31 protein-coding genes are annotated in these 25,641 nt (G+C 71.3%); 10 read left to right on the top strand and 21 right to left on the bottom strand.

The features are described from left to right. Positions 1–21 precede the first annotated feature (21 nt). The 4 genes from sepX to AC3DEV_RS08635 form a co-directional block, all read right to left on the bottom strand. The gene (gene sepX, locus AC3DEV_RS08650; protein WP_488371824.1) at positions 22–1,263 is read right to left on the bottom strand and encodes a divisome protein SepX/GlpR; all 1,242 of its coding nucleotides are present in this window, start codon (positions 1,261–1,263) and stop codon (positions 22–24) included. A 132-nt stretch (positions 1,264–1,395) separates the two neighbouring features. Then, a complete protein-coding gene (locus AC3DEV_RS08645) occupies positions 1,396–2,064 on the bottom strand; it encodes a GNAT family N-acetyltransferase (protein WP_335673252.1) in 669 nt (222 codons plus the stop codon). 13 nt (positions 2,065–2,077) lie between these two features. Further along, positions 2,078–3,337, bottom strand: a complete 1,260-nt coding sequence (gene glp, locus AC3DEV_RS08640) for a molybdotransferase-like divisome protein Glp (protein ID WP_132061602.1) — start codon at positions 3,335–3,337, stop codon at positions 2,078–2,080. 64 nt (positions 3,338–3,401) lie between these two features. After that, positions 3,402–4,301, bottom strand: a complete 900-nt coding sequence (locus AC3DEV_RS08635) for a UTP--glucose-1-phosphate uridylyltransferase (protein WP_067713277.1) — start codon at positions 4,299–4,301, stop codon at positions 3,402–3,404. Positions 4,302–4,365: 64 nt separating this feature from the next. Here AC3DEV_RS08635 and AC3DEV_RS08630 point away from each other — a divergent pair, with 64 nt between their 5' ends. From AC3DEV_RS08630 to mscL, 4 genes are all read left to right on the top strand, one after another. After that, complete coding sequence (locus AC3DEV_RS08630) at positions 4,366–4,992, top strand: 5-formyltetrahydrofolate cyclo-ligase (RefSeq protein ID WP_120283951.1); 627 nt, start codon at positions 4,366–4,368, stop codon at positions 4,990–4,992. 38 nt (positions 4,993–5,030) lie between these two features. Further along, a complete protein-coding gene (locus AC3DEV_RS08625) occupies positions 5,031–5,408 on the top strand; it encodes an FmdB family zinc ribbon protein (protein WP_488371823.1) in 378 nt (125 codons plus the stop codon). A 289-nt stretch (positions 5,409–5,697) separates the two neighbouring features. Next, positions 5,698–6,129, top strand: coding sequence for a hypothetical protein (locus tag AC3DEV_RS08620; RefSeq protein ID WP_488371822.1), 432 nt, complete (start codon positions 5,698–5,700; stop codon positions 6,127–6,129). 74 nt (positions 6,130–6,203) lie between these two features. Next, positions 6,204–6,632: a large conductance mechanosensitive channel protein MscL gene (gene mscL / locus AC3DEV_RS08615; RefSeq protein WP_206474929.1), complete on the top strand. Its 429-nt coding sequence runs from the start codon at positions 6,204–6,206 to the stop codon at positions 6,630–6,632. 106 nt (positions 6,633–6,738) lie between these two features. Here the strand turns inward: mscL and AC3DEV_RS08610 are convergent, their stop codons facing one another. From AC3DEV_RS08610 to AC3DEV_RS08580, 7 genes are all read right to left on the bottom strand, one after another. Then, positions 6,739–6,885 (bottom strand): hypothetical protein, encoded by a 147-nt coding sequence (locus tag AC3DEV_RS08610; protein ID WP_167457819.1) that lies wholly within the window; start codon positions 6,883–6,885, stop codon positions 6,739–6,741. After that, on the bottom strand, positions 6,885–7,403 hold the full coding sequence (locus tag AC3DEV_RS08605; RefSeq protein ID WP_200841576.1) for a MogA/MoaB family molybdenum cofactor biosynthesis protein: 519 nt from the start codon (positions 7,401–7,403) through the stop codon (positions 6,885–6,887). Before AC3DEV_RS08605 ends, AC3DEV_RS08610 begins: the two co-directional genes overlap by 1 nt. A gap of 53 nt (positions 7,404–7,456) precedes the next feature. Continuing rightward, a complete protein-coding gene (locus AC3DEV_RS08600) occupies positions 7,457–8,884 on the bottom strand; it encodes a S1C family serine protease (RefSeq protein WP_187700235.1) in 1,428 nt (475 codons plus the stop codon). Between the two features lie 61 nt (positions 8,885–8,945). Then, positions 8,946–10,337: a HAMP domain-containing sensor histidine kinase gene (locus tag AC3DEV_RS08595; RefSeq protein WP_488371821.1), complete on the bottom strand. Its 1,392-nt coding sequence runs from the start codon at positions 10,335–10,337 to the stop codon at positions 8,946–8,948. Further along, positions 10,337–11,020 carry a response regulator transcription factor gene (locus tag AC3DEV_RS08590; protein WP_488371820.1) on the bottom strand — a complete coding sequence of 228 codons (684 nt, stop codon included), beginning with the start codon at positions 11,018–11,020 and terminating at the stop codon, positions 10,337–10,339. Before AC3DEV_RS08590 ends, AC3DEV_RS08595 begins: the two co-directional genes overlap by 1 nt. A 193-nt stretch (positions 11,021–11,213) precedes the next feature. Then, entirely contained in the window at positions 11,214–11,384 is a 171-nt protein-coding gene (rpmF, locus tag AC3DEV_RS08585) for a 50S ribosomal protein L32 (RefSeq protein WP_067713249.1), read from the bottom strand. A gap of 53 nt (positions 11,385–11,437) precedes the next feature. Continuing rightward, positions 11,438–11,695: a type B 50S ribosomal protein L31 gene (locus AC3DEV_RS08580; protein ID WP_067713246.1), complete on the bottom strand. Its 258-nt coding sequence runs from the start codon at positions 11,693–11,695 to the stop codon at positions 11,438–11,440. A gap of 386 nt (positions 11,696–12,081) precedes the next feature. Between AC3DEV_RS08580 and rpmB the strand changes: the two genes are divergently transcribed. The 5 genes from rpmB (at position 12,082) to AC3DEV_RS08555 (ending at position 14,176) form a co-directional block, all read left to right on the top strand. Further along, positions 12,082–12,318: a 50S ribosomal protein L28 gene (gene rpmB, locus AC3DEV_RS08575; protein WP_163376480.1), complete on the top strand. Its 237-nt coding sequence runs from the start codon at positions 12,082–12,084 to the stop codon at positions 12,316–12,318. 1 nt (position 12,319) lies between these two features. Beyond that, the gene (rpmG, locus tag AC3DEV_RS08570) at positions 12,320–12,484 is read left to right on the top strand and encodes a 50S ribosomal protein L33 (RefSeq protein ID WP_010542298.1); all 165 of its coding nucleotides are present in this window, start codon (positions 12,320–12,322) and stop codon (positions 12,482–12,484) included. Positions 12,485–12,487: 3 nt separating this feature from the next. Next, on the top strand, positions 12,488–12,793 hold the full coding sequence (gene rpsN, locus AC3DEV_RS08565; RefSeq protein ID WP_017836289.1) for a 30S ribosomal protein S14: 306 nt from the start codon (positions 12,488–12,490) through the stop codon (positions 12,791–12,793). A gap of 10 nt (positions 12,794–12,803) precedes the next feature. Beyond that, positions 12,804–13,061 carry a 30S ribosomal protein S18 gene (gene rpsR, locus AC3DEV_RS08560; RefSeq protein WP_007632792.1) on the top strand — a complete coding sequence of 86 codons (258 nt, stop codon included), beginning with the start codon at positions 12,804–12,806 and terminating at the stop codon, positions 13,059–13,061. 170 nt (positions 13,062–13,231) lie between these two features. After that, on the top strand, positions 13,232–14,176 hold the full coding sequence (locus tag AC3DEV_RS08555) for an AEC family transporter (protein ID WP_396444585.1): 945 nt from the start codon (positions 13,232–13,234) through the stop codon (positions 14,174–14,176). Here AC3DEV_RS08555 and AC3DEV_RS08550 read toward each other — a convergent pair. The 9 genes from AC3DEV_RS08550 to AC3DEV_RS08510 are packed head-to-tail and all read right to left on the bottom strand — an operon-like array spanning position 14,165 to position 24,262. Beyond that, complete coding sequence (locus AC3DEV_RS08550) at positions 14,165–14,914, bottom strand: CPBP family intramembrane glutamic endopeptidase (protein ID WP_163376482.1); 750 nt, start codon at positions 14,912–14,914, stop codon at positions 14,165–14,167. The two genes, AC3DEV_RS08555 and AC3DEV_RS08550, sit on opposite strands and share 12 nt — an antisense overlap. Next, the gene (locus AC3DEV_RS08545; protein ID WP_325767455.1) at positions 14,911–15,564 is read right to left on the bottom strand and encodes a 3-oxoacid CoA-transferase subunit B; all 654 of its coding nucleotides are present in this window, start codon (positions 15,562–15,564) and stop codon (positions 14,911–14,913) included. The genes AC3DEV_RS08550 and AC3DEV_RS08545 overlap by 4 nt, the downstream gene beginning before the upstream one ends. Further along, complete coding sequence (locus tag AC3DEV_RS08540; protein ID WP_067713235.1) at positions 15,564–16,340, bottom strand: CoA transferase subunit A; 777 nt, start codon at positions 16,338–16,340, stop codon at positions 15,564–15,566. The genes AC3DEV_RS08545 and AC3DEV_RS08540 overlap by 1 nt, the downstream gene beginning before the upstream one ends. 27 nt (positions 16,341–16,367) lie before the next feature. Beyond that, a complete protein-coding gene (locus tag AC3DEV_RS08535; RefSeq protein WP_096907096.1) occupies positions 16,368–18,017 on the bottom strand; it encodes an AMP-binding protein in 1,650 nt (549 codons plus the stop codon). 54 nt (positions 18,018–18,071) lie between these two features. Further along, positions 18,072–18,938 (bottom strand): HpcH/HpaI aldolase/citrate lyase family protein, encoded by an 867-nt coding sequence (locus AC3DEV_RS08530; RefSeq protein ID WP_096907095.1) that lies wholly within the window; start codon positions 18,936–18,938, stop codon positions 18,072–18,074. Beyond that, entirely contained in the window at positions 18,935–19,450 is a 516-nt protein-coding gene (locus AC3DEV_RS08525; RefSeq protein WP_185950209.1) for a MaoC family dehydratase, read from the bottom strand. Before AC3DEV_RS08525 ends, AC3DEV_RS08530 begins: the two co-directional genes overlap by 4 nt. Positions 19,451–19,453: 3 nt before the next feature. Further along, positions 19,454–20,599: an acyl-CoA dehydrogenase family protein gene (locus AC3DEV_RS08520; protein WP_120283971.1), complete on the bottom strand. Its 1,146-nt coding sequence runs from the start codon at positions 20,597–20,599 to the stop codon at positions 19,454–19,456. Beyond that, on the bottom strand, positions 20,592–22,679 hold the full coding sequence (locus tag AC3DEV_RS08515) for an acetyl/propionyl/methylcrotonyl-CoA carboxylase subunit alpha (RefSeq protein ID WP_119192010.1): 2,088 nt from the start codon (positions 22,677–22,679) through the stop codon (positions 20,592–20,594). The genes AC3DEV_RS08520 and AC3DEV_RS08515 overlap by 8 nt, the downstream gene beginning before the upstream one ends. An 8-nt stretch (positions 22,680–22,687) precedes the next feature. After that, the gene (locus tag AC3DEV_RS08510; protein ID WP_256820601.1) at positions 22,688–24,262 is read right to left on the bottom strand and encodes a carboxyl transferase domain-containing protein; all 1,575 of its coding nucleotides are present in this window, start codon (positions 24,260–24,262) and stop codon (positions 22,688–22,690) included. A gap of 356 nt (positions 24,263–24,618) precedes the next feature. On the opposite strand from AC3DEV_RS08510, the gene AC3DEV_RS08505 reads away from it, so the two are divergent. Further along, positions 24,619–24,909, top strand: coding sequence for a DUF1540 domain-containing protein (locus tag AC3DEV_RS08505; protein ID WP_154828363.1), 291 nt, complete (start codon positions 24,619–24,621; stop codon positions 24,907–24,909). Positions 24,910–24,937: 28 nt separating this feature from the next. Here the strand turns inward: AC3DEV_RS08505 and AC3DEV_RS08500 are convergent, their stop codons facing one another. Continuing rightward, positions 24,938–25,615, bottom strand: coding sequence for a hypothetical protein (locus tag AC3DEV_RS08500; RefSeq protein ID WP_488371819.1), 678 nt, complete (start codon positions 25,613–25,615; stop codon positions 24,938–24,940). Positions 25,616–25,641 lie beyond the last annotated feature (26 nt).

Below are 25,641 nucleotides of genomic sequence, written 5' to 3'. Positions count from 1 at the left end.
CCGACCAAACCGGGCCGTCGATCAGCCCACCGCGCGCCGCAGCGGTACGTGCTGCCGACGCCGGTGATCGTGGTGCCCGGGGTCGGAATCCAGGTGATCGTCGAACGTATCGAGGACGTCGAACGCCGGGTCCTCGTCGTCGATCTCCAGCACGACCGCACCGGGACGCCGCAGGCGGGGCGGCACCACGGACAGCTCGTCGTCCTCGCGGGACTCCACACCGAGCCGGGCGCGACGCATCCTCTCGACGCGGCGCCGGCGCAGGCTCTCCTCGAGCTTGACCTGGCGGCGCAGGTAGGTCAGGTAGGCGGCGAGCAGCAGGGCGGAGCCTCCGGCGAACCACCAGACGGCGGGCACGGTGAGCAGCGCGGCGATCACGGTGACGACGGACAACGCCACGAGGATGAGCGCGGTGCGCTGGCGCGCGTGGGCCCGCTGCTCGGCGGCCTCGCGGTCCGCCATCGGGTCGTAGGCCCCGCGCCCGCGCCGCCGCTCGGCGAAGCTCAGATCGGCGTCCGTGAGCTCGACCTCGGGCTCGGCCGGGCGTCGGCGCCCACGATGGGTGAGAACGGCCTCCTCGTCGATGCCCGCGGCGTCCTCGGCATGATCGGTCCGAGCCGCGGTCCGCTCCCCCGCCGTGCCCTCGACGAGCTCGCCGTCGACGACCACCGCGTGCCGCATCTCGTCGTCCGCCACCGCGCCCGACACGTCCGAATCCGCGGCCGCCGCGCCCACGCCGCTCGCGGCTCCGCCGCCCGAGCGGAGGTCGCCGACCCGGGCGCCCACGGCGGAGGCGGACCGCTCGTCGACCGACGCGACCGCCCGGACCGGGTCCTGCTCGTCGGCCACGGTGATGGCCGGGATCTCGGAGGTGACCTCCTCGGCGGCCGGGTCCCCTGCCACCGCGGCGCGCCGCTCCTCCATCGCCCGGCGGACGGCCTCGCCCCGGCGGCCGGCGGCCTCACGGCGCAGGGTCTGCTCGAGCAGGTGCTCCCACGTCTCGGTGTCGAGCAACTCGGCGTCCGTCGCGCCCGCCCCGGAGGGCAGACCGAAGAGGGAGTCCTCGTCCTCGGCCTGGACCGGGTCGGCGGCGGCACGGCCGCGACTGGGTACCAGTCGTCCGGAACCGCCGGAGTAGAGCGTGCGCGTCTGGGCCAGTGCGTCACCGGTGCGGCGGATGGGATTCCGCGACCGGATGAGCATCGGCGCGAGGACGAACAGCCAGACCACCACCAGCAGGATGATCAGCAGCGAGCTCGACATCGATCAGGCCTCCTCGAGCGTCTACCCCGACACGGGACGTCGTGGTGAGGTCCCAACCGTATCGGGGCCCGAGCCCCGTCCAGTGACGGCGCGCCGCAGGTCACGATGCTCAGGACATACTCAGACGCGCGGTCACGCGCGTCGCGCCAGACCCGCCTCCACGAGAGCCGCGACGGCGCCCCGCCCGTGCTCCTCGCGGGTCCGGGCCACGAGGAGGTGATCGCGCCACGCACCGTCGACGTGGAGGTAGCGGCGAAGCAGTCCCTCCTCGCGGAAACCGCACCGGTCCAGCACCACGCGGCTGGCGGTGTTCTCCGGCCGGACGGTGGCATCGACCCGGTGTAGCGCTCCCGGGCCCAATGCGTGGTCGACCCCCAGCGCCAGGGCGGCGGTGGCGACCCCGCCACCGAGGAAGGGCCGCCCCACCCAGTAGCCGATCCAGCCGGAGTGCAGCGCGCCGCGGACGATCCCGCCCACCGTGAGCTGCCCGCAGAAGCGGCCGTCCAGTTCGATGGCGGCGGGCAGACTCGCGCCGGCGCGGGCGTAACGCTTGAGCTGGGCGTGGATCGGGGGCCACGCGCGTGCGGAGTTGTTCTCGTGCCAGCGTCCCTCGAGGGTGGGTTCCCACGGTTCGAGGTGGTCCCGCTCGAACAACCGCAGCGCCGCCCAGTCCCGGGCGTCGCGGCGGCGGACCGGGCGCAGGGTCACGACCCCGGCGCGCACGCGTACCGGCCCGGCCTCGATCGGCCACCCGGGGCGGGTCACCGTGTCGGCGGCGAACGCGCTCCACGGGCCGCTCATGTCGCCGGCCCGGTCACCCGCGCTGGGCGAGGAACATCACGTCGACCTCGTCACCCGTACGCACCGCGGTGACGCCGGGGTCTATCACGACGAGGCAGTTCGCCTCCGCCAGCGAGGCCAGCAGGTGGGTGGACGACCCCTGGGCGCCGCCGAGGGCGCGGACGAGGTATTCGCCGGTGTCGGTGTCGCGCATCAGTTGTCCGCGCAGGTATCCGCGTCGACCCTCGACCGACGAGATCGGCGCGACGGTCCGTGCGCGGACGGTGCGGCGCATGGGCTGGCGCTTGCCGAGGGCGATCCGGATGAGGGGGCGGACCATGATCTCGAAGACGACCAGGGCGCTCACCGGGTTGGACGGCAGGAGGAAGGTGGGGACCTCGTCGCGTCCGAGCCGCCCGAACCCCTGGACCGACCCGGGGTGCATGGCCACCCGGTTGACCTCGATCTGGCCGAGCTCTGCCATGACCTGGCGGATGCGGGTGGTCGCCTCACCGCCGGCGGCGCCCGAGACCACGACGAGCTCGCTGCGCACGAGTTGACCCTCGAGGACCTCGCGCAGGCGGGACGGTTCGGTGCTGGCGATGCCCACGCGGTGGACGTCGGCGCCGGCGTCCCGGCCGGCCGCGGTGAGGGCGTAGGAGTTGACGTCGTAGACCTGTCCGGTGCCGGGCCGGCCGTCGACGTCGACGAGTTCGTCGCCGACGGAGATGACCGCCATCCGTGGCTTGGGGTGCACCAATACCTTCGCGCGCCCGACCGAGGCGAGCAGGCCGACCTGCGCCGGTCCGATGATGCTGCCCGCGCGCACCGCCACGTCCCCGGGCTGCACGTCGTCGCCGACCCGTCGGACGTAGTCCCCGGTGCGGACGGCGCGGGAGGGGGTGATGTGGCGCCCGTCGGCGGTGGCCCACCCGATCGGCAGGACCGCGTCCGCGAGCGTGGGCAGCGGTGCGCCGGTGTCCACCCGGACGGTCTGGCCGGGCTGGAGGCGGGTCGGTTGACGGGATCCCGCGGTGATCTGACCGACCACGGGCAGTGTCGCCGGTCCGGCCGGGCCGTCCCCGCCCTGGGGGGTGGGTCCGCCGGCGCGCACGTCGACGCTGCGCACCGCGTACCCGTCGATGGCGGCCTGGTCGAACGCCGGCAGCGGCCGTTCCGCCACGACCTCCTCGGCGCACAACAGACCCTGCGCCTCGGAGATCGCCACACGGACCGGGCGCGGGGCGACCGCGGCCGCCGTCACCAGCGCCAGCTGTTCCTCGACGGAGCGCACCCAGTGTCCCCTTCCCGTACCAGTCACCGCCCGCCGAGCGGGCCCGCCTCACCTACGGCGCTCGTCAGGAACCCAGCCGGTCCGAGAGCCACTCGCGGAGATCGTCCGCGTACGCCGGGTTGTCCAGCGCGAAGTCCACGCAGGCCTTGATGTAGCCGCCCGGGTTGCCCAGGTCGTGCCGCGTACCGTCGTGGACCACCACGTGCACGGGGTGCCCCTCGCCGATGAGCAGGTCGATCGCGTCGGTGAGCTGGAGCTCGCCGCCGGCGCCCGGCTCGATCCGGCGCAGCGCGTCGAAGATGGCCCGGTCGAGCACGTACCGCCCGGCCGCGGCGAGGTTGGACGGAGCGTCCTCGGCGGCGGGCTTCTCGACCATGCCGAGCACCTTCTTCACCGACGGGTCATCGGTGTCCTCGACGCGGAACACGCCGTAGGACGACACGTCCTCCGGATCCACCTCGAACGCGCACAGCACGCTGCCGCCGCGGGCCGCGCGGACCGCCGACATCCGGCCGAGGATCCCGAACGGCAGGACGAGGTCGTCCGGCAGCAGTACGGCCACCGCCTTCTCCTCGTCGCCGAGCACCGACTCCACCTGCGCGACCGCGTGACCGAGCCCCAGCGGCTCGTCCTGGCGCACGTCCACGACCTCGATGAGCCCGGGGGCGCGCTGGACCTTGTGCAGCAGGACGTCCTTGCCGCGGTCGGACAGCGTGTCCTCGAGGACCTGGTCCTCGGAGAAGTGCGCCATCACGCCGACCTTGCGCTCGGAGGTGACGATCGCGAGTCGCCCGGCGCCGGCCTCGGTGGCCTCCTCGGCGATGAGCTCGATGCCCGGGGTGTCCACGACCGGTAGCAGTTCCTTGGGCACCGTCTTGGTGGCGGGCAGGAACCTGGTCCCCAGGCCGGCCGCCGGCACGACGGCGGTCCGGAACTGCGGGTCGACAGAGGTACTGGACGTCATGGCGACCACCTTAGACCTCGCACCCGCCCCCTCGGGGTGACGCCACGCGCGGCAGACTGGGGTCATGCAGTCCGACCGGCCCGATCGCACCGACGAGACCGTCGCCCTCTCGGTCGCCAAGACGCGGTTGCGCCGCGAGGCCCTCGATCGCCGGGCCGCGGTGCCGGCGCCGGTGCGCGCCGAGCGCGACCGGAGGATCCTCGGGCGCCTGGGGGGCGTCGTCACCGCCGGGATGGTGGTCTGCGCGTACGTCCCCGACGACGACGAGGCCGGCGGACGGGGTCTGGCCGAGGAACTCACCCGGTGCGGTGCGCGGGTGTTCCTGCCGGTCTCGCCGGTGGTCGGCCCGTTGCAGTGGGCGGCGTACGCGGGGCCGGCGGACCTGGTCCCGGGACGGTTCGGCATCCCCGTCCCGTCGGCCCCGCCCGCCGGGCCGGAGTTCATCTCGGGTGCCGATCTCGTCCTCGTCCCCGCCGTCGCCGTGGACCGGTCCGGGAACCGGCTCGGCCGGGGCGGTGGCTACTACGACCGGTCCCTCGCGTTGACCGGCCCGCACACGAGGATGCTCGCGCTGCTGGACTCCGAGAACGTCGTCGACCACGTCCCCGCCGAGCCACACGACCGGCCGGTCGACGGCGTCATCACCCCGGAGGCGGTTCTCGACTTCGGAACTTGGCACTCGCCGGAGTAGAGTGCCAAGGCGTTATCCGATACTCCTCGGGAGGCCCGATGCCCACCTACTCCTACCGGTGCCGCGACTGCGACGTCGCCTTCGACATCCAGCAGTCCTTCGACGAGGACTCGCTGACGGTCTGCCCCCGGTGCGACGGCACGCTACGCAAGCTCTTCAACACGGTCGGCGTCGTCTTCAAGGGCTCCGGCTTCTACCGCACCGACAGCCGGGCCTCCGGCGACAGCGGCTCGGCCGGCAAGGGATCGGGCGGCAGTTCGTCCGGCAGCGGTTCCTCGGGCTCCGGCTCGTCGGGCTCCGGCTCGTCGGACAGCAGCTCCTCGACGTCCGGTTCCTCGGGATCCGGCTCGGGCTCCGGCTCCGGCGCATCCACCGGCTCGGGCTCCTCCTCGGGGTCGTCGACCTCGTCGTCGTAACCGGCACCGTCGTCACCGGCACCGTCGTCACCGGCACCGCCGTCGTCACCGGCCGCGTCACCGCCGCCCACGGCCGGGGCACCGCCCGCCGGTTCTCCCCGCGCGCTTATCCACACCCCCGGCCGTCTCCACAGGCGTCGCACCTCCGCGCGCCCGGAGCGGCATGGCCGCCCCGCCGCGCCGCTACGGTCTGATCGAACGGCACCGGCCCGCCCGGCGCCCACCGACCCGGCGCTCGAGTCGAGCGCACCGACCGACGGGGGACCCCATGCGCCGCACCATCGCCTCGGTGACCACACCCGGGCGGTGGCGGCGGCGCCGCGCGGTTCGGATCGGGCTCGCGGCCGCGCTAGTGGTGGCCGCACCGTTCGTGGGCCGATCCGGTGCCCCGGACCCGGCGGACCCCACCGCCCCGACCGCCGCAGACGCGGGGCGCGGCGACGATCCCGCGCGCGGACCGGTCCGGGTGGTGCCCGTCCCGCTCGCCGACCCGACCGTGGCCGATCTGCTCCGACCCGGCGACCTGGTCGACCTCGTCGGCACCGCCGACCTCGCCCCGGGGCAGGCACCCGCCCTCGCCGCCCACGCCGCCCGGGTACGGGACGCCCCCGTGGGACGCTCCGGCGCCCGCTCGCTCCTCGTCGAGGTCCCCGAGGCCGACGCCGCCCGCCTCGCCGCGACGGCCGCCGGGACCCCGCTGGCCGTCGTGGTCCACGGTTGAGATGAGGTCAGGAGACTTGGCCGGGTGGTATCGTCGCCGGATCTGAAAGAACCCGCCTGGGAAAGGGGCGCACGATGCTCAAGGGATTCAAGGAATTCATCATGCAGGGCAATGTGATCGACTTGGCGGTCGCGGTCGTCATCGGTAGCGCGTTCGCCACCATCGTCGACGCGTTCACCAGCGCGATCATCAACCCGCTCATCGCTCTGCTGGGCGGGAACAACGAGATCGGTTTCGCCGTCCAACTCCGGGACAACAATCCCGCGACCGTCATGGACTTCGGGATGCTCATCACCGCGATCATCAACTTCCTGCTGATCGCGGCCATCATCTACTTCGTCCTGGTCGGGCCGATGAACAAGATGAAGGAGGCCGCCGCCAAGCGCAAGGGCATCGAGGCCCCCGCCTCGGACAACGACCTCCTCGTGGAGATCCGCGACCTGCTCGCCGGTCGCCCGCTCACGCACCCGTCGGAGCCGGACAGTCCGTCGAGCAACGCCTGATCGACTCCGGTCCGCGTTCCACGGTCTACGTCCCACGCCCCGTCGGCGCCGTCATGGCCGGCGGGGCGTCGGCGTCTGCCGGCGGTGGCGCTTCGTCGCCGTGGAGTCAGCCGTGATGCGGCGGACGCTGATCGCGCCACCAGTCGTCGTCGATCCGACTGTCCGCGGTGCGCGCCTCGTCCGAGGTCGTCTCGGGCAGGATCTCCCCGAACACCTCGTCGAGTCGCGCCCGGTCCACCGGCCGCGGATCCATCACAGTTCGTCGAAGGCGGACAATTGCGCCACCACGTACGAGACGAGCGGGCACAGGGTCGCCATCCCGTCGCGGATGGCCGCGCGGCTCGGCGCGAGGTTGGCGACCACCGTGCTTCCGGACACCCCCACGTAACCGCGCGAGACGATCGAGTCCACCGCGCCGGCCGTGAGACCCGACGACCGGATGGCCTCGGCGATGCCGGGCAGGCGCTGGTCGAGGATCTCCTCGGTGACCTCGGGCGTGATGTCCCGGGGACCGACCCCGGTGCCCCCCACGGTCACGACGAAGTCGAATCCACCGACCACCGCCGTCTCGAGGGCCTTGCGGACCTCCGCCTCGTCGGACGCCACGCCCACGACACCGCCGACGAGGAACCCCTCCTCCTCGAGGAGCTCGGTGACCAGGGGGCCGATCGAGTCCTCCCGCTCGTTGAGGCGGTCGGTCACCACCACGACCATGGCGCGCCCGGCGATCTGCGGCTCGACCGGCTCGACGGCCGCGGGGTCGAAGTCCATACCAGTGGGGAGCTTGCGGCCTCCGGGCAGAGCCCGCGGGTCAAATCTGGTGCTCATCTGGCCTCTCCCAGCATCACGTCTACGGTGTTCGGCGAATCGCCCTCACGAGAAGCATAGGTGACGGTCACCGTGTCCCCCGGTGCCTGGGACCGGATGGCCGCGACGAGCGCGTCGCCGCCCTCGATGAGCCGTTCCCCCACCCCGGTGATGACCGCGCCCTGCTCGATCCCCGCGCGCTCGGCGGGCCCACCCGGCTCGACGGCACGCACCAGCGCGCCGTCGCCCTCCGGCGAGTCGCTGACCGAGACCCCGAGCACCGCGCGGGTCGCGTACTGCTGCTTGATCAGCTGGTCGGCGATCCGCCGGGCCTGGTCCACCGGGATGGCGAAGCCCAGGCCGATCGATCCCGAATTGCCCGATCCCAACGACGCGATGGCCGAGTTGATCCCGACCAGTTCGCCGTTCATGTTGACCAACGCGCCGCCCGAGTTGCCCGGGTTCACGGCTGCATCGGTCTGGATGGCGTCGATCACCGTGCTCTGGTCCGACTGGGCGCCGCCGGCCCGCACCGGGCGGTTCAGCGCGGAGACGATGCCGGTCGTGACGGTGCCCGACAACCCCAGTGGCGACCCCACCGCGGCCACGGCCTGTCCCTCGGTCAATGTCGCCGAGGTGCCCAGGGCGATGGGGGTGAGCGGGCGGGAGGTCTCCGCCTTGATGACCGCGATGTCGGTGGCCGGGTCCGTGCCGACGACGCTCGCGGGAGCCTTGGAGCCGTCGTCGAAGCGCACCTGGATCTGGCCCCCGGCCTGAGCTGCGCCGATGACGTGGCTGTTGGTGATGATGAGGCCGTCGGCGGTCAACACCACCCCGGACCCCTCGCCGCGGCCCGTCTGGGAACGCACGTCGATCGACACGACGCTCGGCAGCACCTTGTCCGCCACCGCCTCGACGGTGCCGTCGGGCGCCGTCCCCTCGGGTTGGGTCGCGCTGATGGGCGAGGACAACCCCGCCGCGGATCCGCCGGCGACCGTCGCACCGATCCACCCACCGAGCCCACCCGAGACGAGCATGGCGGCCACGATGCCGGCCGCGAGCAGGCCCCGGCCCGACTTCCGTTGTCCCGGCGGCGTTCCAGGATCGACACCCGGCCCGGCCCCGGGGTGGGGCGGCGGGCCCGAGGGGGGCATGGCGTCGGAGGGGGGTATGGCGTCCGTGGGTCGCCACGGTCCGGCGTGCCCCTGGCCCTGTGCGTGCCCCTGCGCCTGCGCCTGCGCGGGGTGCTGAGCGGGGAAGGCCGTGGTGGGCCGATCGGTTCCACCCCACCCCTGGGCCATGCCGTAGGGATTCTCGGCGGCGTAGGGGTTCTGGCCGGAGGGTCCGTGTGCGGGTCCTCCGAGACCGGCACCCGATCTGCCGGCCCACTCGTCCGGGGACCCGGGTTCGCCCCTGCCCCGGCCGTTCTCGTTCTCGTTCTCCATGGGTCCCATGGTTCCCGATGGCGCTGTGTGCCCGCTGAGACGGTACTCGCCACCCCGGGACTCACCCGGGCGGCTGCTCGCTTCCGGGGATGGTCACCCGCACCAGTGCGCCGCCGCCCTCGGCGTCGCTGATCTCGACGGTTCCACCGTGTCGGGTCGTGACCTGTCGGACGATGGCCAGCCCCAGACCCGACCCCGGCATCGCGCGCGCCTCGTGCGAGCGGTGGAACCGTTCGAAGACCAACTCGCGGTCCTGTTCGGGAATGCCGGGCCCCTGGTCGGCGACCGTCAGTTCCATCACCGCGTCGGAGACGGGCCGCATCCGCACCGTCACCGTCCCGCCGGCGGGACTCCACTTGGCCGCGTTGTCGCACACGTTCAGCACCGCCCGCTCGATCCCGGCCGAATCGCCGAAGGAGTACCACGGCATCAACTCGACGTCGAAGTCCACGTCGTGTCGGCGACGCCGGACCCGCTCGAGGGCCCGTTCGACCGCGTCGGAGACGGCCACCGGCTCCAGCTCGACCTCGCCGGAGTCCTCCCGGGCGAGCTCGACCAGATCCCCGACGAGCTGACTGAGTTCCGAGATCTGCCCCACGACGTCTGCCTCGAGTTCGTTCCGGTCGGCGTCGGGGATCGTCCGCGCGCCGGGGCGACTGGCCGCGATGAGCAACTCGACGTTCGTCCGCAGACTCGTCAGGGGCGTCTTGAGTTCGTGCCCGGCGTCCGCGACGAGCCGCGCCTGTCTCTCCCGGCTCTCCCCCAGCGCGACGAGCATCTGGTTGAAACTGCTCGTCAGGCGGGCGATCTCGTCGTCACCGGCCACGGGGATCGGCCGCAGATCATCGGTGCGGGCGATGCGTTCCACGGCCCTGGTCAGCCGGGCCACCGGCGCCAACCCGGTGCGGCCGACGGCCGTCCCGGCCACCGCGGCCAGGGCGATACCCGCTGCCCCGACGAGCGTGAGCACGATCGCCAGACGGTTCAACGCAGCACGGGTGGGGCTGAGGTCCTGGGCCAGGATGAGGGTCGAGCCGTCTCGGACCCCGACCGCGTAGATCTGCTTGCCCCCGGAGGTACGCAGGCTCGATTCCGACTCGCCGCGCACCACCGCGATCTCCGGGCCGCCGATCTGGAAGGGTTCCCCGGTCGCGGTGCGAACCCCGGAGGGGGCGACGATCTGGGCGTCCAGGTTCGGGTTGAACGCCCGCAGCGCAATCAACGTGCTGCGGGACTGGAGGGCGAACTCGGACGCGAGTTGGCTGTTGACCAACTGATCGGCCTGCTGCTGCAGGCGGTTGTTGACATCGCTGTACATCGACCCCGACACGACGAAGTACGCCGCGACGGCCATGAGGGCCACCGCGACACCCACCGAGCTCGCCGCCAGCAGCGTCACCCGCTGGTGCAGGGAGATCGGTGCGGACCCCGTCCGCATCGTGCGGGCGGGCACTACGGCGTCTCGCGCAGCACGTAACCCACACCGCGCACGGTGTGGATCAACCGGCTCTCACCCTCCCCTTCCGTCTTACGCCGTAGGTAGCCGATGTAGACCTCGAGAGCGTTACCCGAGGTCGGGAAGTCGTAGCCCCACACCTCCTCGAGGATGTGGCTCCGGGTGAGGACCCGGCGTGGGTGGTGCATGAGGAGCTCGAGCAGGGAGAACTCGGTGCGGGTCAGCTGGATCCGGCGCTCGCCGCGGGTGACCTCGCGGGTCGCGATATCCATCCGCAGGTCCTCGAACTCCAGCACCTCGTCGACCTCCTCGGCGTCCGTGCCGCGACGACGCAGCAGAGCCCGCAGGCGGGCGAGGAGTTCCTCCAACGCGAAGGGTTTGGGCAGGTAGTCGTCGGCCCCCGCGTCCAGACCAGCGACCCGCTCGGAGACGGCGTCCCTCGCGGTGAGCATGAGCACCGGCAGGTCGTCCCCCCTGCTGCGCAGGATCCGGCAGACCTCGAGCCCGTCCCGACGGGGCATCATCACGTCGAGGATGACCGCGTCCGGCCGGTTGGCGTCGACCCTCTCGATCGCCTCGATGCCATCGCCGGCGAGCTCCACGTCGTACCCGTTGAAGGTCAGTGAGCGCCGGAGCGATTCGCGCACGGCCTGGTCGTCGTCCACAACGAGAATCTTCATGACCGGATTCTCGCCCACCCGACTGAAGCGCGGCTGAGGATCCGCCCCGGAGGGCCGCCGCCACGCGCGCCACAGACGCCGACGAGCCCGACGGGTCCGTGTGGACCCGCCGGGCTCGTGACCGGGCGTGTGCGTGCGGCGCCCGCGGCGCCGCCGTGCTCAGCTGCGCCCCGGGGGCGGCAGCCGACGCGGCTCAGCGGTCGAGGTTGACCAGGCCGAGCTGAGCGGCCTTGACCAGACGACGCGGCAGCGCCACGGGGCGGCCGTCGATCTTGGTCTCCTGGAGGGCGACGTTGTCAGCCTTCCACTGGGACCGGCGGGAATGGGTGTTTGCACGCGAGAGGCGGCGCTTCGGAACTGCCATGATTATCGTCCTCGGGGTCTAGGAGGGTGGTCGGGGCGCGAACGCCCCGCTGCTCACTTGCGGCGGGTGCGGTTGCCGTAGCGACGCTGGAACTTCTCGACGCGGCCGGCGGTGTCCATGACGCGCTGCGCGCCGGTCCAGAACGGGTGCGACTCGCTGGTCACGTCCACGACGATGAGCGGGTACGTCTGACCGTCCTCCCACTCGACCGTGCGGCTGCTGGTCGCGGTGGAACGGGTGAGGAACTTGGTGCCCGTGCCCGAGTCCTGGAAGACCACCGGGTGGTAGTCGGGGTGAATGTCGTTCTTCATACTGGATCCCTCTAGCTCGGTAGAAAGTCTGTGGGTCTGGCGCTCGCTCCTGCAAGAGCGCGCAATTGCCAGTGGCCGAACCGGGGATCCCGGTGTCAGCACACGCATCGGTAGATCGTACCCGTAGGATGGCCGGGCACCCAATTCGTGCGCCGCGGACATCCGGCCGCCGGAGCCGGTGCGGCCGCCTTTATGCCCACTGACGTGCCGATTACCGTTTCACGCAGTCGGGCCGTAAACTAGACCATCGCTGTTGTCTGCACGTTTGCTATCGCCTCTCACGGTGCTCGCGACGTGGCGGTAAGCCCCCCGTACGGCCCAGGCCGACCGAGGGTGCCTCCTCCGCCGCGCGCCACCGCAGGACGGGGCGGAAGGAGAACCACGCCATGTCGGCGCATTGCCAGGTAACGGGACGGAAGCCGGGTTTCGGCAAGTCCGTCTCGCACTCACACCGCAGGACCAACCGTCGCTGGAACCCGAACATCCAGCGCCGTAGCTACTTCGTGCCCTCCGAGGGTCGTCGCATCACGCTGACGGTCTCGACCAAGGGCATCAAGACCATCGACCGCGATGGCATCGAGGCCGTCGTGGCCCGCATCCGCGCCCGTGGGGAGAAGATCTGAGATGGCCCGTAACGACATCCGCCCCATCATCAAGCTGAAGTCCACGGCCGGTACCGGGTTCACGTACGTGACCCGCAAGAACCGTCGCAACAATCCGGACCGCATCGTCCTCAAGAAGTTCGACCCGGTCGTCCGTAAGCACGTCGAATTCCGAGAGGAGCGCTGACTCGTGGCCAAGAAGTCCAAGATCGCGCGCAACGAGCAGCGCAAGGCCAAGGTCGCCCGGTTCGCCGAGCGCCGCGCCGAGCTCAAGGCAATCATCAAGAACCCCGAGAGCACGGACGAGGCACGTATGGATGCCCAGACCGCGCTCAACAAGATGCCGCGTGACGCCTCGCCCGTGCGGGTGCGTAACCGCGACGTCGCCGACGGTCGCCCCCGCGGCTACCTCCGCAAGTTCGGCCTTTCCCGCGTCCGCATGCGCGAGATGGCCCACCGTGGCGAGCTGCCCGGTGTCACGAAGTCGAGTTGGTGAGTAGGTAACCATGGCTAAAGCACGTAGCACCCCGTCCAAGAAGATCCGCGCCCAGGAGGGCCGTCGACCCAAGAAGAACCCGCTGAAGGTGGCGGGTATCGAGACGGTCGACTACAAGGACGTCAACACCCTCCGTACGTTCATCTCCGATCGCGGCAAGATCCGTTCGCGTCGGGTCACCGGCCTCACGCCGCAGCAGCAGCGTCAGGTCGCCGTCGCGGTCAAGAACGCCCGCGAGATGGCCCTGCTGCCGTTCACCAGCCGCTGAGTCACCACTCGGCGCGGGTGAACCGAACCGCCCGTCCCGCCCGCGGCCTCTAGCCGCCGACTCAGGCAACAGCAACCCGATCGGGGTCGTGCCTCCTCACGCAGGAGTGCGCGACCCCGATCGGCGTTACCGCGCCTCCCCCTCCCCTCCCCGACACCAGGAGTCCACCCGTGGCCGGCGTCCTCAACGGCTTCGCCGTCATCGTCGCGCTGGTCGCGCTGGGCTGGGTCCTCGCCCGGACCCTGGTTCTCGGCACGGACGCACGGCTGGTGCTCAACCGGCTCGTCTTCTACGTCGCCACCCCGGCACTGCTGTTCGACTCCCTCGCCCGCACCACCCTCGACCAGGTCTTCACCGGCGTGTTCGTGGTGTCCGCGGTGTCGGCGATTATCGTCGCGGTCCTGTACGTGGCGATCGCCCGGTTGTGGCTCAGACGCCCGGCCGCCGATCTGGTGGTGGGTGCCCTGTCCGCCGGCTACGTCAACTCCGCCAACCTCGGAATCCCCATCGCGCTGTACGTCCTCGGGGACCTCGGGTTCGTCATGCCGCTGCTGCTCTTCCAGGTGGTGGTCCTACAACCGGTCGCCATCGCCGTGCTGGAGCGGGCCGCGCGGGCCGAGGGGTCGGACGGCGGCGGGGACGGGGGCGCGCTCGGTGCGCTACTGCAGTCGGTCCGCACCCCGATCGTCCTCGCCGCGCTCGCGGGCGTCGTCGTCGCCGCCCTGCCCTGGACGCCGCCCGAGACTCTCCTGGAGCCCGTGCACCTGGTCGGCCAGATCTCCGTCCCCGGCGCCCTGCTGGTGTTCGGCATGTCGCTCTACGGGGTGAAGGTCCTCGAGGCCGGCGCCTCGCCCCGCCGGGAGATCTTCCTCGCGAGCGCACTCAAACTCGTCGCCCACCCCGTGCTCGCGTACGCCATCGGCGCCGGGCTCATGGGGATGCGGGGCCACGAGCTCCTCACCGTGGTGGTCGCCGCCGCGCTGCCCACCGCGCAGAACGTCCTCGTGGTCGCGACCCGGTACGGACACGGGACTCTGCTGGCCCGGGACTCCGCCGTCCTCACCACCCTCGGCGCGCTGCCGGTCCTCCTGCTGGTCTCCGCACTACTGGCCTGACCCGGCGGCGATGACCCCGGCGAATACGACCGCGTTGTTGACGCCGTGGAGCACGATGCCGGGCACGATCGACCGGTACCACTCGGCCATCGCGCACAGCGAGATCCCCACCACCAGCAGGTAGGGCAGCGCCGGGGGCAGCAGGTGCACGGCGGCGAACACCGCCCCGGCGAGCAGGATCCCCGCTACGGCCCGCAGCCGCGCCCGCAGGGCCGGCAGCACGATGCCACGGAACACGACCTCCTCCGCCACCGGGACGAGCACGGCGACGGTCAGCAGCCCGAGGACGGCGAACACCGGCCCGCCGGCCGCCAGGTCCGCGATCGCCGCATCGGCCTCATCCCCCGTCGACTCGGCGCCCGCCCCCAGGGGGATGAGCACGATCATCGAGGCGGTGACGCCGGCCGCCATCACCGCGGGGATCTGCCACGCAAGGTGCCAGGGTGAGCGGTCCGGTGGCCGGAGGCCGACGTCCGCCCACCCGAGACCGCGCCGACGCAGGAGGTGGATCCGCACCGCGAGTAGCGCGGCCACGGCGGTGCCGGCGAGGACGACCAGGGCGAGGAGCGCGGTATCGGGGCGGCCGGCCCCGAGGGACCGTGCGGTGACCAGGCCGAGGAGGACGACGACGACGAGGGCGGCCCCGTACACGAGGACCCACGCCAACGCCGACAGCGCCGCCCGGCCCCGGACCGGTGTGGTCCAGAGGCCGGGCGGCGCCGGCGGCGGCGGGGTCACCTGAGGTGCTCGGCCACCCGGAACGGCGCGTCGGTGGCCGCCTCGATCTGCTCGAGGGTCACCCCGTCGACGATCTCGATGAGGGTCAGCCCGTCGGCGTCCCGGTCGAACACGCCCAGCTCGGTGATGATCCGGTTGACGCAGCCCAGGCCGGTGAGCGGCAGGGAGATCTCGGAGACGATCTTGGAGGAACCGTCCTTGGCGACCTGGTCCATGACCACGACGATCCGGCGGGCACCCACCACGAGGTCCATCGCGCCGCCCATGCCCTTGACCATCGCGCCGGGGACCATCCAGTTGGCGATGTCACCGGCCGGGTTGACCTCCATCGCGCCGAGGATCGCCACGTCGATCTTGCCCGAGCGGATCATGCCGAAGCTCATCGCCGAGTCGAAGATCGCCGACCCCGGTAGGGTCGTGACGGTCTCCTTGCCGGCGTTGATAAGGTCCGGGTCGACGTCGTCGGGGTGCGGGTACGGCCCGATGCCCAGCAGCCCGTTCTCGGACTGCAGGGTCACGTTGACGCCCTCGGGGACGTAGTTGGGGACCAGGGTCGGCAGGCCGATCCCGAGGTTGACGTACTGGCCGTCCTCCAGCTCCAGGGCCGCGCGGGCGGCCATGGCCTTGCGGTCGCGTCCGATCCTGCTCATCAGCGCTGTCCTTCCGAGGGCGGGTTGGTGGTGGTCTTCTCGATCCACTTGGTCTGGGCGACCTGCTCCGGGGTCAGTTCCACCAGGCGGTGGACGAAGATGCCCGGGAGGTGGATGTCGTCGGGGGCGAGCTCTCCGACCTCGACGATCTTCTCGGCCTCGACGATGCACACCCGGCCGGCCATCGCCGCGAGCGGCGAGAAGTTGCGGGCCGTGAGGTTGAAGCGGAGATTGCCGTTGCGGTCGGCCACGGCGGCGCGTACCAGCGAGTAGTCGGCCTCGATGGCCTGCTCCAGCACGTAGGTCTCGCCGCGGATCTCGCGGGTCTCCTTGGGCGGGGAGGCCACCGCGATCCCGCCGGCCGAGTCGTACTTCCACGGCATGCCGCCGTCGGCGACGAACGTGCCGACGCCGGTGCGGGTGAAGAACGCCCCGATGCCGGACCCACCCGCACGCATCCGCTCGGCGAGCGTGCCCTGCGGGGTGAGCTCCACCTCGAGCTCACCGGACAGGTACTGGCGGGCGAACTCCTTGTTCTCCCCGACGTAGGAGGAGACGATGCGCCGGAGCTTGCCGCTCTCCAGCAGGATGCCGAGGCCCTTGCCGTCGACGCCGGCGTTGTTGGAGAACACCTCGAAGTCCCCGACGTCGCGGGCGGCGAGGGCCTCGATCACGATCTGCGGGATCCCGCTCAGGCCGAACCCGCCGGCGGCGATGGACGCCCCGTCGGGGATGTCCGCGACGGCCTCGGCCGCGGTCATGATCTTGCTGGACATACACGCACTCCTTGGGTGTGGGGGCGGTCAGGCGATGCCGAGGATCTCGATCGCGCTCTTGCGCATGTCGACCTTGCGGACCTTGCCGGTGACGGTCATGGGGAACTCGTCGACCACGTGGACGTACTTCGGGATCTTGTGGCGGGCGAGCTTGCCGGTGGCGAACTCGCGGACCTCCTCGGCCGTGAGATCGTCGCGTCCCGGCTTGAGCCGGACCCAGGCCATGAGCTCCTCGCCGTACTTGGGGTCGGGCACGCCGATCACCTGGGCGTCGAGGATGTCCGGGTGGGTGTAGAGGAACTCCTCGACCTCCCGCGGGTAGATGTTCTCGCCACCGCGGATGACCATGTCCTTGATGCGGCCGGTGATGCGGACGTAACCGGCGTCGTCCATCTCCCCGATGTCGCCGGTGTGCATCCAGCCCTCGGGGTCGATCGCCTCGGCGGTCTTGTCCGGCTGGTCCCAGTAGCCCAGCATGACGCTGTAGCCCTTCGTGCAGAACTCGCCGGCCTCGCCGCGCGGCAGGGTGGCACCGGTCGACGGGTCGACGATCTTGATCTCGAGGTGCGGCCCGACCCGGCCGACCGTGGACACGCGCCGGTCCAGCGAATCGTCCCGACGGGTCTGGGTGGACACCGGCGAGGTCTCGGTCATGCCGTAGCAGATGGAGACCTCCTCCATGTTCATCCTGTCGATCACCTGACGCATGGTGGATTCGGGGCACGGCGAGCCGGCCATGATCCCGGTACGCAGCGTGGACAGGTCGTAGGAGTCGAAATCCTCCAGCGCGAGCTCGGCGATGAACATCGTGGGCACGCCGTAGAGACTCGTGCACTTCTCCTGCTCCACCGCGCGCAGCGAGGCCGCGGGGTCGAACGCGGGCGCGGGGATGACCATGGCCGATCCGTGGCTGGTGCACGCGAGGTTGCCCATCACCATGCCGAAGCAGTGGTAGAAGGGCACCGGGATGCACACCCGGTCGACCTCCGTGTAGTTGACGAGCTCGCCGACGAAGTACCCGTTGTTGAGGATGTTCGAGTGCGAGAGCGTGGCGCCCTTGGGGAAGCCCGTGGTGCCGGAGGTGTACTGGATGTTGATCGGGTCGCCCGGCTGCAGTGCGGCGCGGATCGACGCCAGTTCCTCGGCGTGGGTGGGGCCCGAGACCAGCGACTCCCACTCCTCGTCGCCGAAGAGCACGACCAGTTCGAGGTCGGGGCAGTTCGGCTGGACCTGCGCGAGCATCCCGGTGTAGTCGGAATCCTTGAACTGGGGGGCGGCGACGACGGCCTTGATCCCCGCCTGCTTGAGGACGTACTCCAGCTCGTGGACCCGGTAGGACGGGTTGATGTTGACCAGAACCGCGCCGATCTCGGCGGTGGCGTACTGGACCATCACCCACTCCCACCGGTTGGGCGACCAGATGCCCACCCGGTCGCCCGCCCGGATGCCGAGGCGGTGCAGACCGGAGGCCAGACGGCGGACGTCGGCGAGGAACTCGGCGTAGGTCCACCGCCGGTCGGCCTGCACGTCGACGAGCGCGTCTCGGTCGCCGAACCTCTCGACGGTCGCCGCGAGGTTCTCGGGGATCGTCTGGGTGAGCAGGGGGACGTCGGTCTCTCCGCGCGTGTGGGACCCGGCGGGGTCGAGGGTCGTGGAATCGAGATCGGTGGTGGTCATCTCGGTACTCCTTGGGGGTGGGGCCGGACGGCCCACGGGGTGGGGATTGCGGTATCAGGTGGCGACGGCCGCGGCGCGACGCATCGTCGCCTCGGCCTGGCGGAAGACGGGACCGTCGACCATGCGACCGTCCAGCCGGAACACGCCCTGGTTGTGTTCCGCGGCGGCGAGGACCTTCCGGGCCCAGGCCACCTCGTCGTCGTCGGGGGCGTAGGCCTCGCGGACCACCGCCACCTGGGACGGGTGGATACACGCGGTGGCCACGAACCCCAGCGCGACGGCGTCGAGCGCCTCGGCGCGCTGGCCGGAGGAGTCGGCGATGTCCAGGTGCACGGAGTCGACCGCCCACCGACCGAACGCGGCCGCGGCGAGCGCGACCCGCGCACGGGCGTGACGGGGTACGTCGCGGTACTCCCCCGCCTCGCGGGGGCCACCGGCCTCGGCGGAGGAGAACCGGCTGGTCGATCCGCCCATCGCGGCCAGGAGGTCCTCGGCGCCCCACATCATCCCGGCGCACCCGGGCGCGGCGGCGATCTCCTCCGCGCGGACGACCCCGAGCGGGGTCTCGACCAACGCCAGCACCGCGGCGCCGGTCGTCGAGTGCAGATCCGTGACCTGCGCGGCGGACTCGGTCTTGGCCAGCATCACGCAGCGGTAGTCCGTGTCCGCCAGGGCCTCGAGGTCGGCCGCGTGGTCGTCGGTGCCGGTCGGGTTGACCCGCACGATCGTCCGGTCCGGATCGAGTGTCGAGGCCCGCAGCGCCTCACGGGCTGCGGGGCGGTCCGCCGGTGCGACGGCGTCCTCGAGGTCGACGATCACGACGTCCGCGCGGTCGGCGGCCTTGCCGTAGCGCTCCGGCCGGTCGGCCGGGCAGAACAGCAGTGCCGGGCCGGGCGGGATCCAGGCGGGTGCGGGGGTCATGCCGTGGCCTCCCCGCCCGGGCCCGACTCCGTCGGCCGCTTGCGGACGAGCGTCTTGCGGACCGCCCTGGCCACGATGTCGCCGTGCTGGTTGCGGCCGATGTGCTCGAGGGTCACGATGCCCTCGCCCGGCCGCGACTTCGACTCGCGCTTGTCGGTGCACACGGTCTCCGCGTACAGCGTGTCACCGTGCAGGACCGGTTTGGGGAAGCTGACCTCGGAGAAGCCGAGGTTCGCCACGATCGTGCCCTGGGTGAGCTGGGCGACCGACAGTCCCACGAGCGTCGACAGCGTGTGCATCGAGTTCATGAGCCGCTCGCCGCCGAAGCCCGGCTGCTCGGCCGACCACGCCGCGTCCAGGTGCAGGGCCTGCGTGTTCATCGTCAGCGTGGTGAACAGGACGTTGTCCGTCTCGGTCATCGTGCGCCCGGGGCGGTGGAGGTAGGCGGTCCCCACCTCGTACTCCTCGAACCACAGGCCACGCTGGACGACCTCTCTGCGCTGGTCTGTCATCGCCTACAGCCCCAGACCGCGCGCGATGAGCATGAGCTGCACCTCGGTGGTGCCCTCGCCGATCTCGAGGATCTTGGAGTCGCGGTAGTGCCGCGCCACCGGGTACTCGTTCATGAAGCCGTAGCCACCGTGGATCTGGGTGGCGTCGCGGGCGTTGTCCATGGCCGCCTCGGAGGCGATCATCTTGGCGATGGCGGCCTCCTTCTTGAACTCCTTGCCGGCCAGCATGAGGCGCGCGGCCTCGTAGTAGGCGCAACGCGCCGTGTGGGCGCGGGCCTCCATGCGGGCGATCTTGAACGCGATGGCCTGGAACTCGCCGATCTTGCGGCCCATGGACTCGCGCTCACGGGCGTACTTCACGGACTCGTCGACGCACCCCTGCGCGGCACCGGTGGCCACGGCGGCGATCGCGATGCGTCCCTCGTCGAGGATCGACAGGAAGTTCGCGTACCCGCGCCCCTCCTCGCCGAGGAGGTTCTCCGCCGGCACCCGGGCGTCGGCGAAGGTCAGCGGGTGCGTGTCGGAGGAGTTCCACCCGACCTTGTCGTACGCGGGCTCCGCGGTGAATCCGGGGGTGTCGGCCGGGACAATGATCGTCGAGATGGCCTTCTTGCCGTTCTCACGGACACCGGTCACCGCGGTCACGGTGACCAGCGAGGTGATGTCGGTGCCGGAGTTGGTGATGAACTGCTTGTTGCCGTTGACCACCCACTCGTCGCCGTCACGCTTCGCGGTGGTCTTGGTGGCGCCGGCGTCCGAGCCCGCACCGGGCTCGGTCAGGCCGAAGCCGGCGAGCGTGCGGCCGGCGGCCAGGTCCGGGAGCCACGTGGCGCGCTGCTCGTCGTTGCCGAAGTGGTAGATGGGCATGGCGCCCAGGCCCACGCCGGCCTCGAGGGTCATGGCGGTCGACTGGTCGACGCGGCCGAGCTCCTCCAGGGCGAGCGACAGCGCGAAGTAGTCGCCGCCCATCCCGCCGAACTCCTCGGGGAACGGCAGACCGAACAGGCCCATGTCGCCCATCTGGGCGACGACCTCGTAGGGGAAGGTGTGGTTGCGATCGTGCTCGGCCGAGGCCGGGGCGACCACCTTGTCGGCGAAGTCCGCGACCGTCGACTTGAGGTCGGCGTAGTGCTCTTCCAACTCAGGCATTGCCTTCTCCTTCGGATTCCTCGGTGGAGGGGTGGGGCTCGACGGTCGCGAGCAGGTGGTCGGCGGGCACCTGCTCGCCGGTGGTGACGTGCACGCGGACCACACCGTCGATCGGCGCGGGCAGCGCGTGTTCCATCTTCATGGCCTCGACGGCCAGAATGTTCTGTCCGGCGGTGACCTCGTCGCCGTCGGCGACGAAGCACGCGATCACCGAACCGGGCATGGGGCTGACGATCTGGCCGTCCGACATCCCGGCGTCGTGGATCCGGGAGTCGATGAGCGGGAGCATCCGCAGGTCCCAGGTCCCGCCGTCGCCGGCCACCCAGAAGGTGTCGGCGGCCTTGGGGTCCGCCGAGCGCACGACGGTCCAGCGCTGCTGGGTGCCGTCGACGGTCAGCCGGAGGGAGGCGCCGTCCCGGGCGACCCGCGCACGATGTCGGGAGGAGACCTCGGGCGCCTCGGTGGAGCCGATCGTGGCGTCGGTGATGGTCACCTCGGCGTCGTCGGGGGTCCCCCGCAGTCCCACGGTGACCGCGTCGGACCCGGCGCCGGCGTCCAGGCGGGTCCACACCTCGGCGCGCCCGCCGATCCGCCACCCGTTGGGAACGTCCCACGGGCCGCGGCGTTGCGCGGGCACCCGGGCCCAGCGCTCCTCGGTGCGGTGCATGGCCACGGCGATCAGTCCGCCCTCGGGGGCGGGCGTCGCGGTGTAGTCGTCGACGGACCGGTCGAGCAGGCCCGTGTCCAGCTCGCCGGAGACGACCTCCGGCCGCGAGAGCAGGAACCGGCAGAAGTCGACGTTCGTGCGCAGACCCAGCACGTGGGTGCCGGCGAGCGCGGCGTCGAGCCGGGCCAGTGCCTCGGCGCGGTCGGCGCCGTGCGCGATGACCTTGCCGAGCATCGGGTCGTAGTCGCTGCCGACGACCGTGCCCACACGGAGGCCGGAGTCCACGCGGATGCCGTCGCCGGAGGGCTCCTCGAGCCCGACCACGGTGCCGCCGGTGGGCAGGAAGCCCTTGGCCGGGTCCTCGGCATAGACGCGGGCCTCGATCGCGTGGCCGGTGAGGGTGATGTCCTCCTGGCGCAGGGTGAGCTCCTGGCCCGCGGCGATGCGGACCTGCCAGTCGACCAGGTCGACACCGGTGACCATCTCGGTGACCGGGTGCTCGACCTGCAGGCGGGTGTTCATCTCCATGAAGAAGAACTCGTCCGGGGCGTGCGCGGAGACGATGAACTCCACCGTGCCCGCGCCCACGTACCCCACCGACCGGGCGGCGTCGCACGCCGCCTGACCGATGCGCTGACGGGTGACCTCGTCGAGCAGTGCGCTGGGCGCCTCCTCGATGACCTTCTGATGGCGGCGCTGCAGTGAGCACTCCCGCTCACCCAGGTGGATGACGTTGCCGTGGGTGTCGGCCAGGACCTGCACCTCGATGTGGCGCGGGGTGTCGACGAACCGCTCGAGGAACAGGGTGTCGTCGCCGAAGGCGCCTGCCGACTCCCGTCGCGAGGACTCCAGTGCCGCCGGCAGATCGGCGGGATCGGTGACGCGGCGCATCCCCTTGCCGCCACCACCGGCCGAGGGCTTGACGAGGACCGGGTAGCCGACCTCGGCGGCACCGGCGATCAGTTCGTCGTCGGTCAGTCCCGGACGCGAGATCCCGGGCACGGTGGGGACGTCACGTGCGGACACCGCCGCCTTGGCGGTGATCTTGTCGCCCATGGTCTCGATCGCCGAGGCCGGCGGTCCGACGAAGATCAGGCCGGCCTCGTCGAGTGCCCGCGCGAACCGCGAGTTCTCGGACAGGAAACCGTAGCCCGGGTGCACGGCCTGCGCCCCGGTCTGGCGGCAGGCGTCGATCACCTTGTCGATGTCGAGGTAGGACTGCGAGGCCTGGGCCGGGCCGAGGCGGACGGCGGCGTCGGCCATGCGCACGTGCAGCGCGTCGGCGTCCGCGTCGGAGTAGACGGCGACCGAGCGGATACCCGCTGCCCGCAGCGAGCGGATCACGCGGCACGCGATCTCCCCGCGGTTGGCCACCAGGACGGTGTGGAGTTTCTGTGACAGTTGTTCTGACATGGGGCTGCTCACATCCTGAAGACGCCGTTGTTGACCGGCTCGAGGGGGGCGTTGGCCGCGGCCGCCAGGGCCAGACCGAGGACAGTGCGGGTGTCTGCGGGGTCGATGATCCCGTCGTCCCACAGGCGGGCCGTGGAGTAGTACGCGGTGGACTGCTCCTCGAACTGCTCACGGATCGGCGCGGTGAACTCGGCCTGCTGCTCGTCGGTCCACTCCCCGCCCGACTTGGTGACCTGCGCGGCACGGACCGAGGCGAGGGTGTCGGCGGCCTGGGGCCCGCCCATCACGGCGATCTTCGCGTTGGGCCACATCCACAGGAACCGCGGGGAGTACGCACGGCCGCACATGGAGTAGTTGCCGGCACCGAAGGACCCGCCCACGACGATGGTGAACTTGGGGACCCGGGCGCACGCCACGGCGGTGACCATCTTGGCGCCGTTCTTGGCGATGCCGCCCGCCTCGTACTGCCGGCCCACCATGAAGCCGGTGATGTTCTGCAGGAAGACCAGCGGGATCTTGCGGCGGTCGCACAGTTCGATGAAGTGGGCGCCCTTGAGCGCGGACTCCGAGAAGATGACGCCGTTGTTGCCGATGATGCCCACCGGGTGCCCGTGGATATGGGCGAACGCGGTCACCATGGAGGTGCCGTAGTTCTCCTTGAACTCGGTGTACTCGCCGCCGTCGACGATCGTGCCGATGATGTCGCGCACGTCGTAGGGCTGGCGCGAGTCGACCGGGACGAGGTCGTAGAGGTCGGCCTGCGGGCGGACCGGCTCGCGGGGCTCGAGCACCTCCCAGTCCGGCTCGGGCGCCGGCGGGCAGGTCGCCACGATCCGGCGGACCTTCATCAGGGCGTCGTAGTCGTCGTCGGCGAGGTGGTCCACCACACCGGAGGTCTTGGCGTGCAGGTCGCCGCCACCGAGCTCCTCGGCCGTGACCTCCTCGCCCGTCGCGGCCTTCACCAGCGGCGGGCCGGCGAGGAAGATCGTGCCCTGGTTCCGGACGATCACGGCCTCATCGCTCATCGCGGGGACGTACGCGCCACCGGCGGTGCACGACCCCATGACCGCGGCGATCTGCGGGATGCCCTTGGCGGACATGTTCGCCTGGTTGTAGAAGATCCGGCCGAAGTGGTCGCGGTCGGGGAAGACCTCGTCCTGCTGCAGCAGCATCGCGCCGCCGGAGTCCACGAGGTAGATGCACGGCAGGTTGTTGGCCAGCGCCACCTCCTGGCCGCGGAGGTGCTTCTTCACCGTCATCGGGTAGTAGGTGCCGCCGGAGACGGTCGCGTCGTTGGCGATGATCAGGCACTCGCGGCCCGACACCCGGCCGATCCCGGCGACGACGCCGGCGGCGGGGGCCTTGCCCCCGTACATCTCCTCCGCCGCCAGCGGCGAGAGCTCGAGGAACGGGCTGCCCGGGTCGAGCAGCACGTCCACGCGCTGGCGGGCGAGCAGCTTGCCGCGCTCGAGGTGGCGCGCACGGGCCTTCTCACCGCCGCCCAGCGCGGCCCGCTCGAGGCGCTCGCGGAGGTCGGCGAGAAGTTCCTCGTGGGCCTGGCGATTGGTGGTCGCGGAAGTCATCGGTGCCGCTCCCTTTCAGTTAAGTCGGATTAACTGAAATCGACGATAGTGCTGCGCCTCACAAATGTCCAGACCGGATTCGGGATCACCCACCCGGACCCGGACCCGCGCTCACCCACTCCGCGGACCCGACGACGCGCACGGCCGGCGTCCCGGCGGGGGGTTGCAGCTCCCGGTCGTCGCGCCGCCGATCCGGCCGAGAACCCCGCGCGGAGACGCCGCCATTCCCGCCATCCGTGCAGGTGGACAGCTTAGGCTGGTCTGACTTAGCACAGCCTTAACTTGCTTGCAAGCCGGGGGGATGCGGTGTTGACTCTGGGGCACACCACGCCACCGTCATACGAGGAGCGATCATCATGGCCACACTCACCGGAATCAGCGCCTGCACCGTCACGGCGTGCTCCTTCAACAGTGAGGAGAGCTGCAACGCGGGCGCCATCACCGTCGCCGGAACCCCGGATCACGCCGAGTGCGGCACCTTCATCTCGCTGGACGTCCGCGGCGGACTGCCCACCGCCAGCGCACACGTGGGCGCCTGCCAACGGGTGGAGTGCACCCACAACAAGGACCTGCTCTGCTCGGCGGACTCCGTCGAGATCGGCTCCGGCGCCGATACCGCCGACTGCCTCACCTACAGCCCGGCCTGATCGGCCCGGTCCGCGCCATCGCGGGAAGCTAGCTGGCGCGGGCCACGTACTGACCCATCTCACGGACGACGTCATTGACGCACTCCGCGCGGGTCAGGAACGGCAGGTGGATGACATCGGCGTGGGTACCGAGCGCCGTCAGCAGATGCAGGCCGTCGGGATCGACGCCCAGGACATACGGCGGCTGCGCCGGGTCGGCGGACCCGGCCAGCATGGCCAAGTCAGAGCCGAAGCGCGCCCGGATCTCGTCCGCGAGCCCCGGCGCCTCGCATGCCAGGGGATCCGACGGCACCGCGTCCAGGCAGCCCGCGCGGACGGTGCCCTCGTGCCCCAGTCGGCGGATGTCGAGGTCGCCGAGTTCGATCTCGATCTCGACCACCCAGCCCTCACCCTGCCGTGCCGCACGCGCCACGCCGAAGCCGTACAGGCTCGCGACGTGGACCTTGGCCTCGACGATCGGGGCGAACTCGTCGATCATGACGACCACCTCGACCGACTCTCCCGGGGCGACCATCAGTGCGGACCAGGGGGCCGGGGTCCCGGTGACGATGATCGCCCCCTCCCCGATCCAGCGATGGCCGGCGGAGACCATGACATCCGAACGGTTCTTGGTCCCGCGTACGGCGACCGTCGCGATGCCGGCTCCGTCGAGCAGACGGCGCGCGCCGGTGGTTATCGGATCCGACACGACCGGGTGCGCTGCCATCGATTGCCTCCAGAGACCGGCCCCGC

The organism is Dietzia sp. IBK-p2-15D (assembly GCF_057773105.1).
The sequence above is the reverse complement of the archived record's forward strand: the minus strand, read 5'-3'. Positions and strand labels throughout refer to the sequence as shown.

Coding starts and splice junctions, on each gene's coding strand:
- AC3DEV_RS08535 (WP_096907096.1), bottom strand. CDS start 18,017: ATGACCACCACCGATCTCGATTCCACGACCCTCGACCCCGCCGGGTCC.
- AC3DEV_RS08625 (WP_488371823.1), top strand. CDS start 5,031: ATGCCCACCTACTCCTACCGGTGCCGCGACTGCGACGTCGCCTTCGAC.
- AC3DEV_RS08630 (WP_120283951.1), top strand. CDS start 4,366: ATGCAGTCCGACCGGCCCGATCGCACCGACGAGACCGTCGCCCTCTCG.
- rpmB (WP_163376480.1), top strand. CDS start 12,082: ATGTCGGCGCATTGCCAGGTAACGGGACGGAAGCCGGGTTTCGGCAAG.
- AC3DEV_RS08605 (WP_200841576.1), bottom strand. CDS start 7,403: ATGGACTTCGACCCCGCGGCCGTCGAGCCGGTCGAGCCGCAGATCGCC.
- AC3DEV_RS08515 (WP_119192010.1), bottom strand. CDS start 22,679: ATGTCAGAACAACTGTCACAGAAACTCCACACCGTCCTGGTGGCCAAC.
- AC3DEV_RS08530 (WP_096907095.1), bottom strand. CDS start 18,938: ATGACCCCCGCACCCGCCTGGATCCCGCCCGGCCCGGCACTGCTGTTC.
- AC3DEV_RS08540 (WP_067713235.1), bottom strand. CDS start 16,340: ATGTCCAGCAAGATCATGACCGCGGCCGAGGCCGTCGCGGACATCCCC.
- mscL (WP_206474929.1), top strand. CDS start 6,204: ATGCTCAAGGGATTCAAGGAATTCATCATGCAGGGCAATGTGATCGAC.
- sepX (WP_488371824.1), bottom strand. CDS start 1,263: ATGTCGAGCTCGCTGCTGATCATCCTGCTGGTGGTGGTCTGGCTGTTC.
- AC3DEV_RS08500 (WP_488371819.1), bottom strand. CDS start 25,615: ATGGCAGCGCACCCGGTCGTGTCGGATCCGATAACCACCGGCGCGCGC.
- AC3DEV_RS08635 (WP_067713277.1), bottom strand. CDS start 4,301: ATGACGTCCAGTACCTCTGTCGACCCGCAGTTCCGGACCGCCGTCGTG.
- AC3DEV_RS08590 (WP_488371820.1), bottom strand. CDS start 11,020: ATGAAGATTCTCGTTGTGGACGACGACCAGGCCGTGCGCGAATCGCTC.
- AC3DEV_RS08510 (WP_256820601.1), bottom strand. CDS start 24,262: ATGACTTCCGCGACCACCAATCGCCAGGCCCACGAGGAACTTCTCGCC.
- AC3DEV_RS08520 (WP_120283971.1), bottom strand. CDS start 20,599: ATGCCTGAGTTGGAAGAGCACTACGCCGACCTCAAGTCGACGGTCGCG.
- AC3DEV_RS08545 (WP_325767455.1), bottom strand. CDS start 15,564: ATGAGCAGGATCGGACGCGACCGCAAGGCCATGGCCGCCCGCGCGGCC.
- AC3DEV_RS08645 (WP_335673252.1), bottom strand. CDS start 2,064: ATGAGCGGCCCGTGGAGCGCGTTCGCCGCCGACACGGTGACCCGCCCC.
- AC3DEV_RS08600 (WP_187700235.1), bottom strand. CDS start 8,884: ATGGAGAACGAGAACGAGAACGGCCGGGGCAGGGGCGAACCCGGGTCC.
- rpmG (WP_010542298.1), top strand. CDS start 12,320: ATGGCCCGTAACGACATCCGCCCCATCATCAAGCTGAAGTCCACGGCC.
- AC3DEV_RS08505 (WP_154828363.1), top strand. CDS start 24,619: ATGGCCACACTCACCGGAATCAGCGCCTGCACCGTCACGGCGTGCTCC.
- AC3DEV_RS08610 (WP_167457819.1), bottom strand. CDS start 6,885: ATGGATCCGCGGCCGGTGGACCGGGCGCGACTCGACGAGGTGTTCGGG.
- AC3DEV_RS08580 (WP_067713246.1), bottom strand. CDS start 11,695: ATGAAGAACGACATTCACCCCGACTACCACCCGGTGGTCTTCCAGGAC.
- rpsR (WP_007632792.1), top strand. CDS start 12,804: ATGGCTAAAGCACGTAGCACCCCGTCCAAGAAGATCCGCGCCCAGGAG.
- AC3DEV_RS08525 (WP_185950209.1), bottom strand. CDS start 19,450: ATGACAGACCAGCGCAGAGAGGTCGTCCAGCGTGGCCTGTGGTTCGAG.
- rpmF (WP_067713249.1), bottom strand. CDS start 11,384: ATGGCAGTTCCGAAGCGCCGCCTCTCGCGTGCAAACACCCATTCCCGC.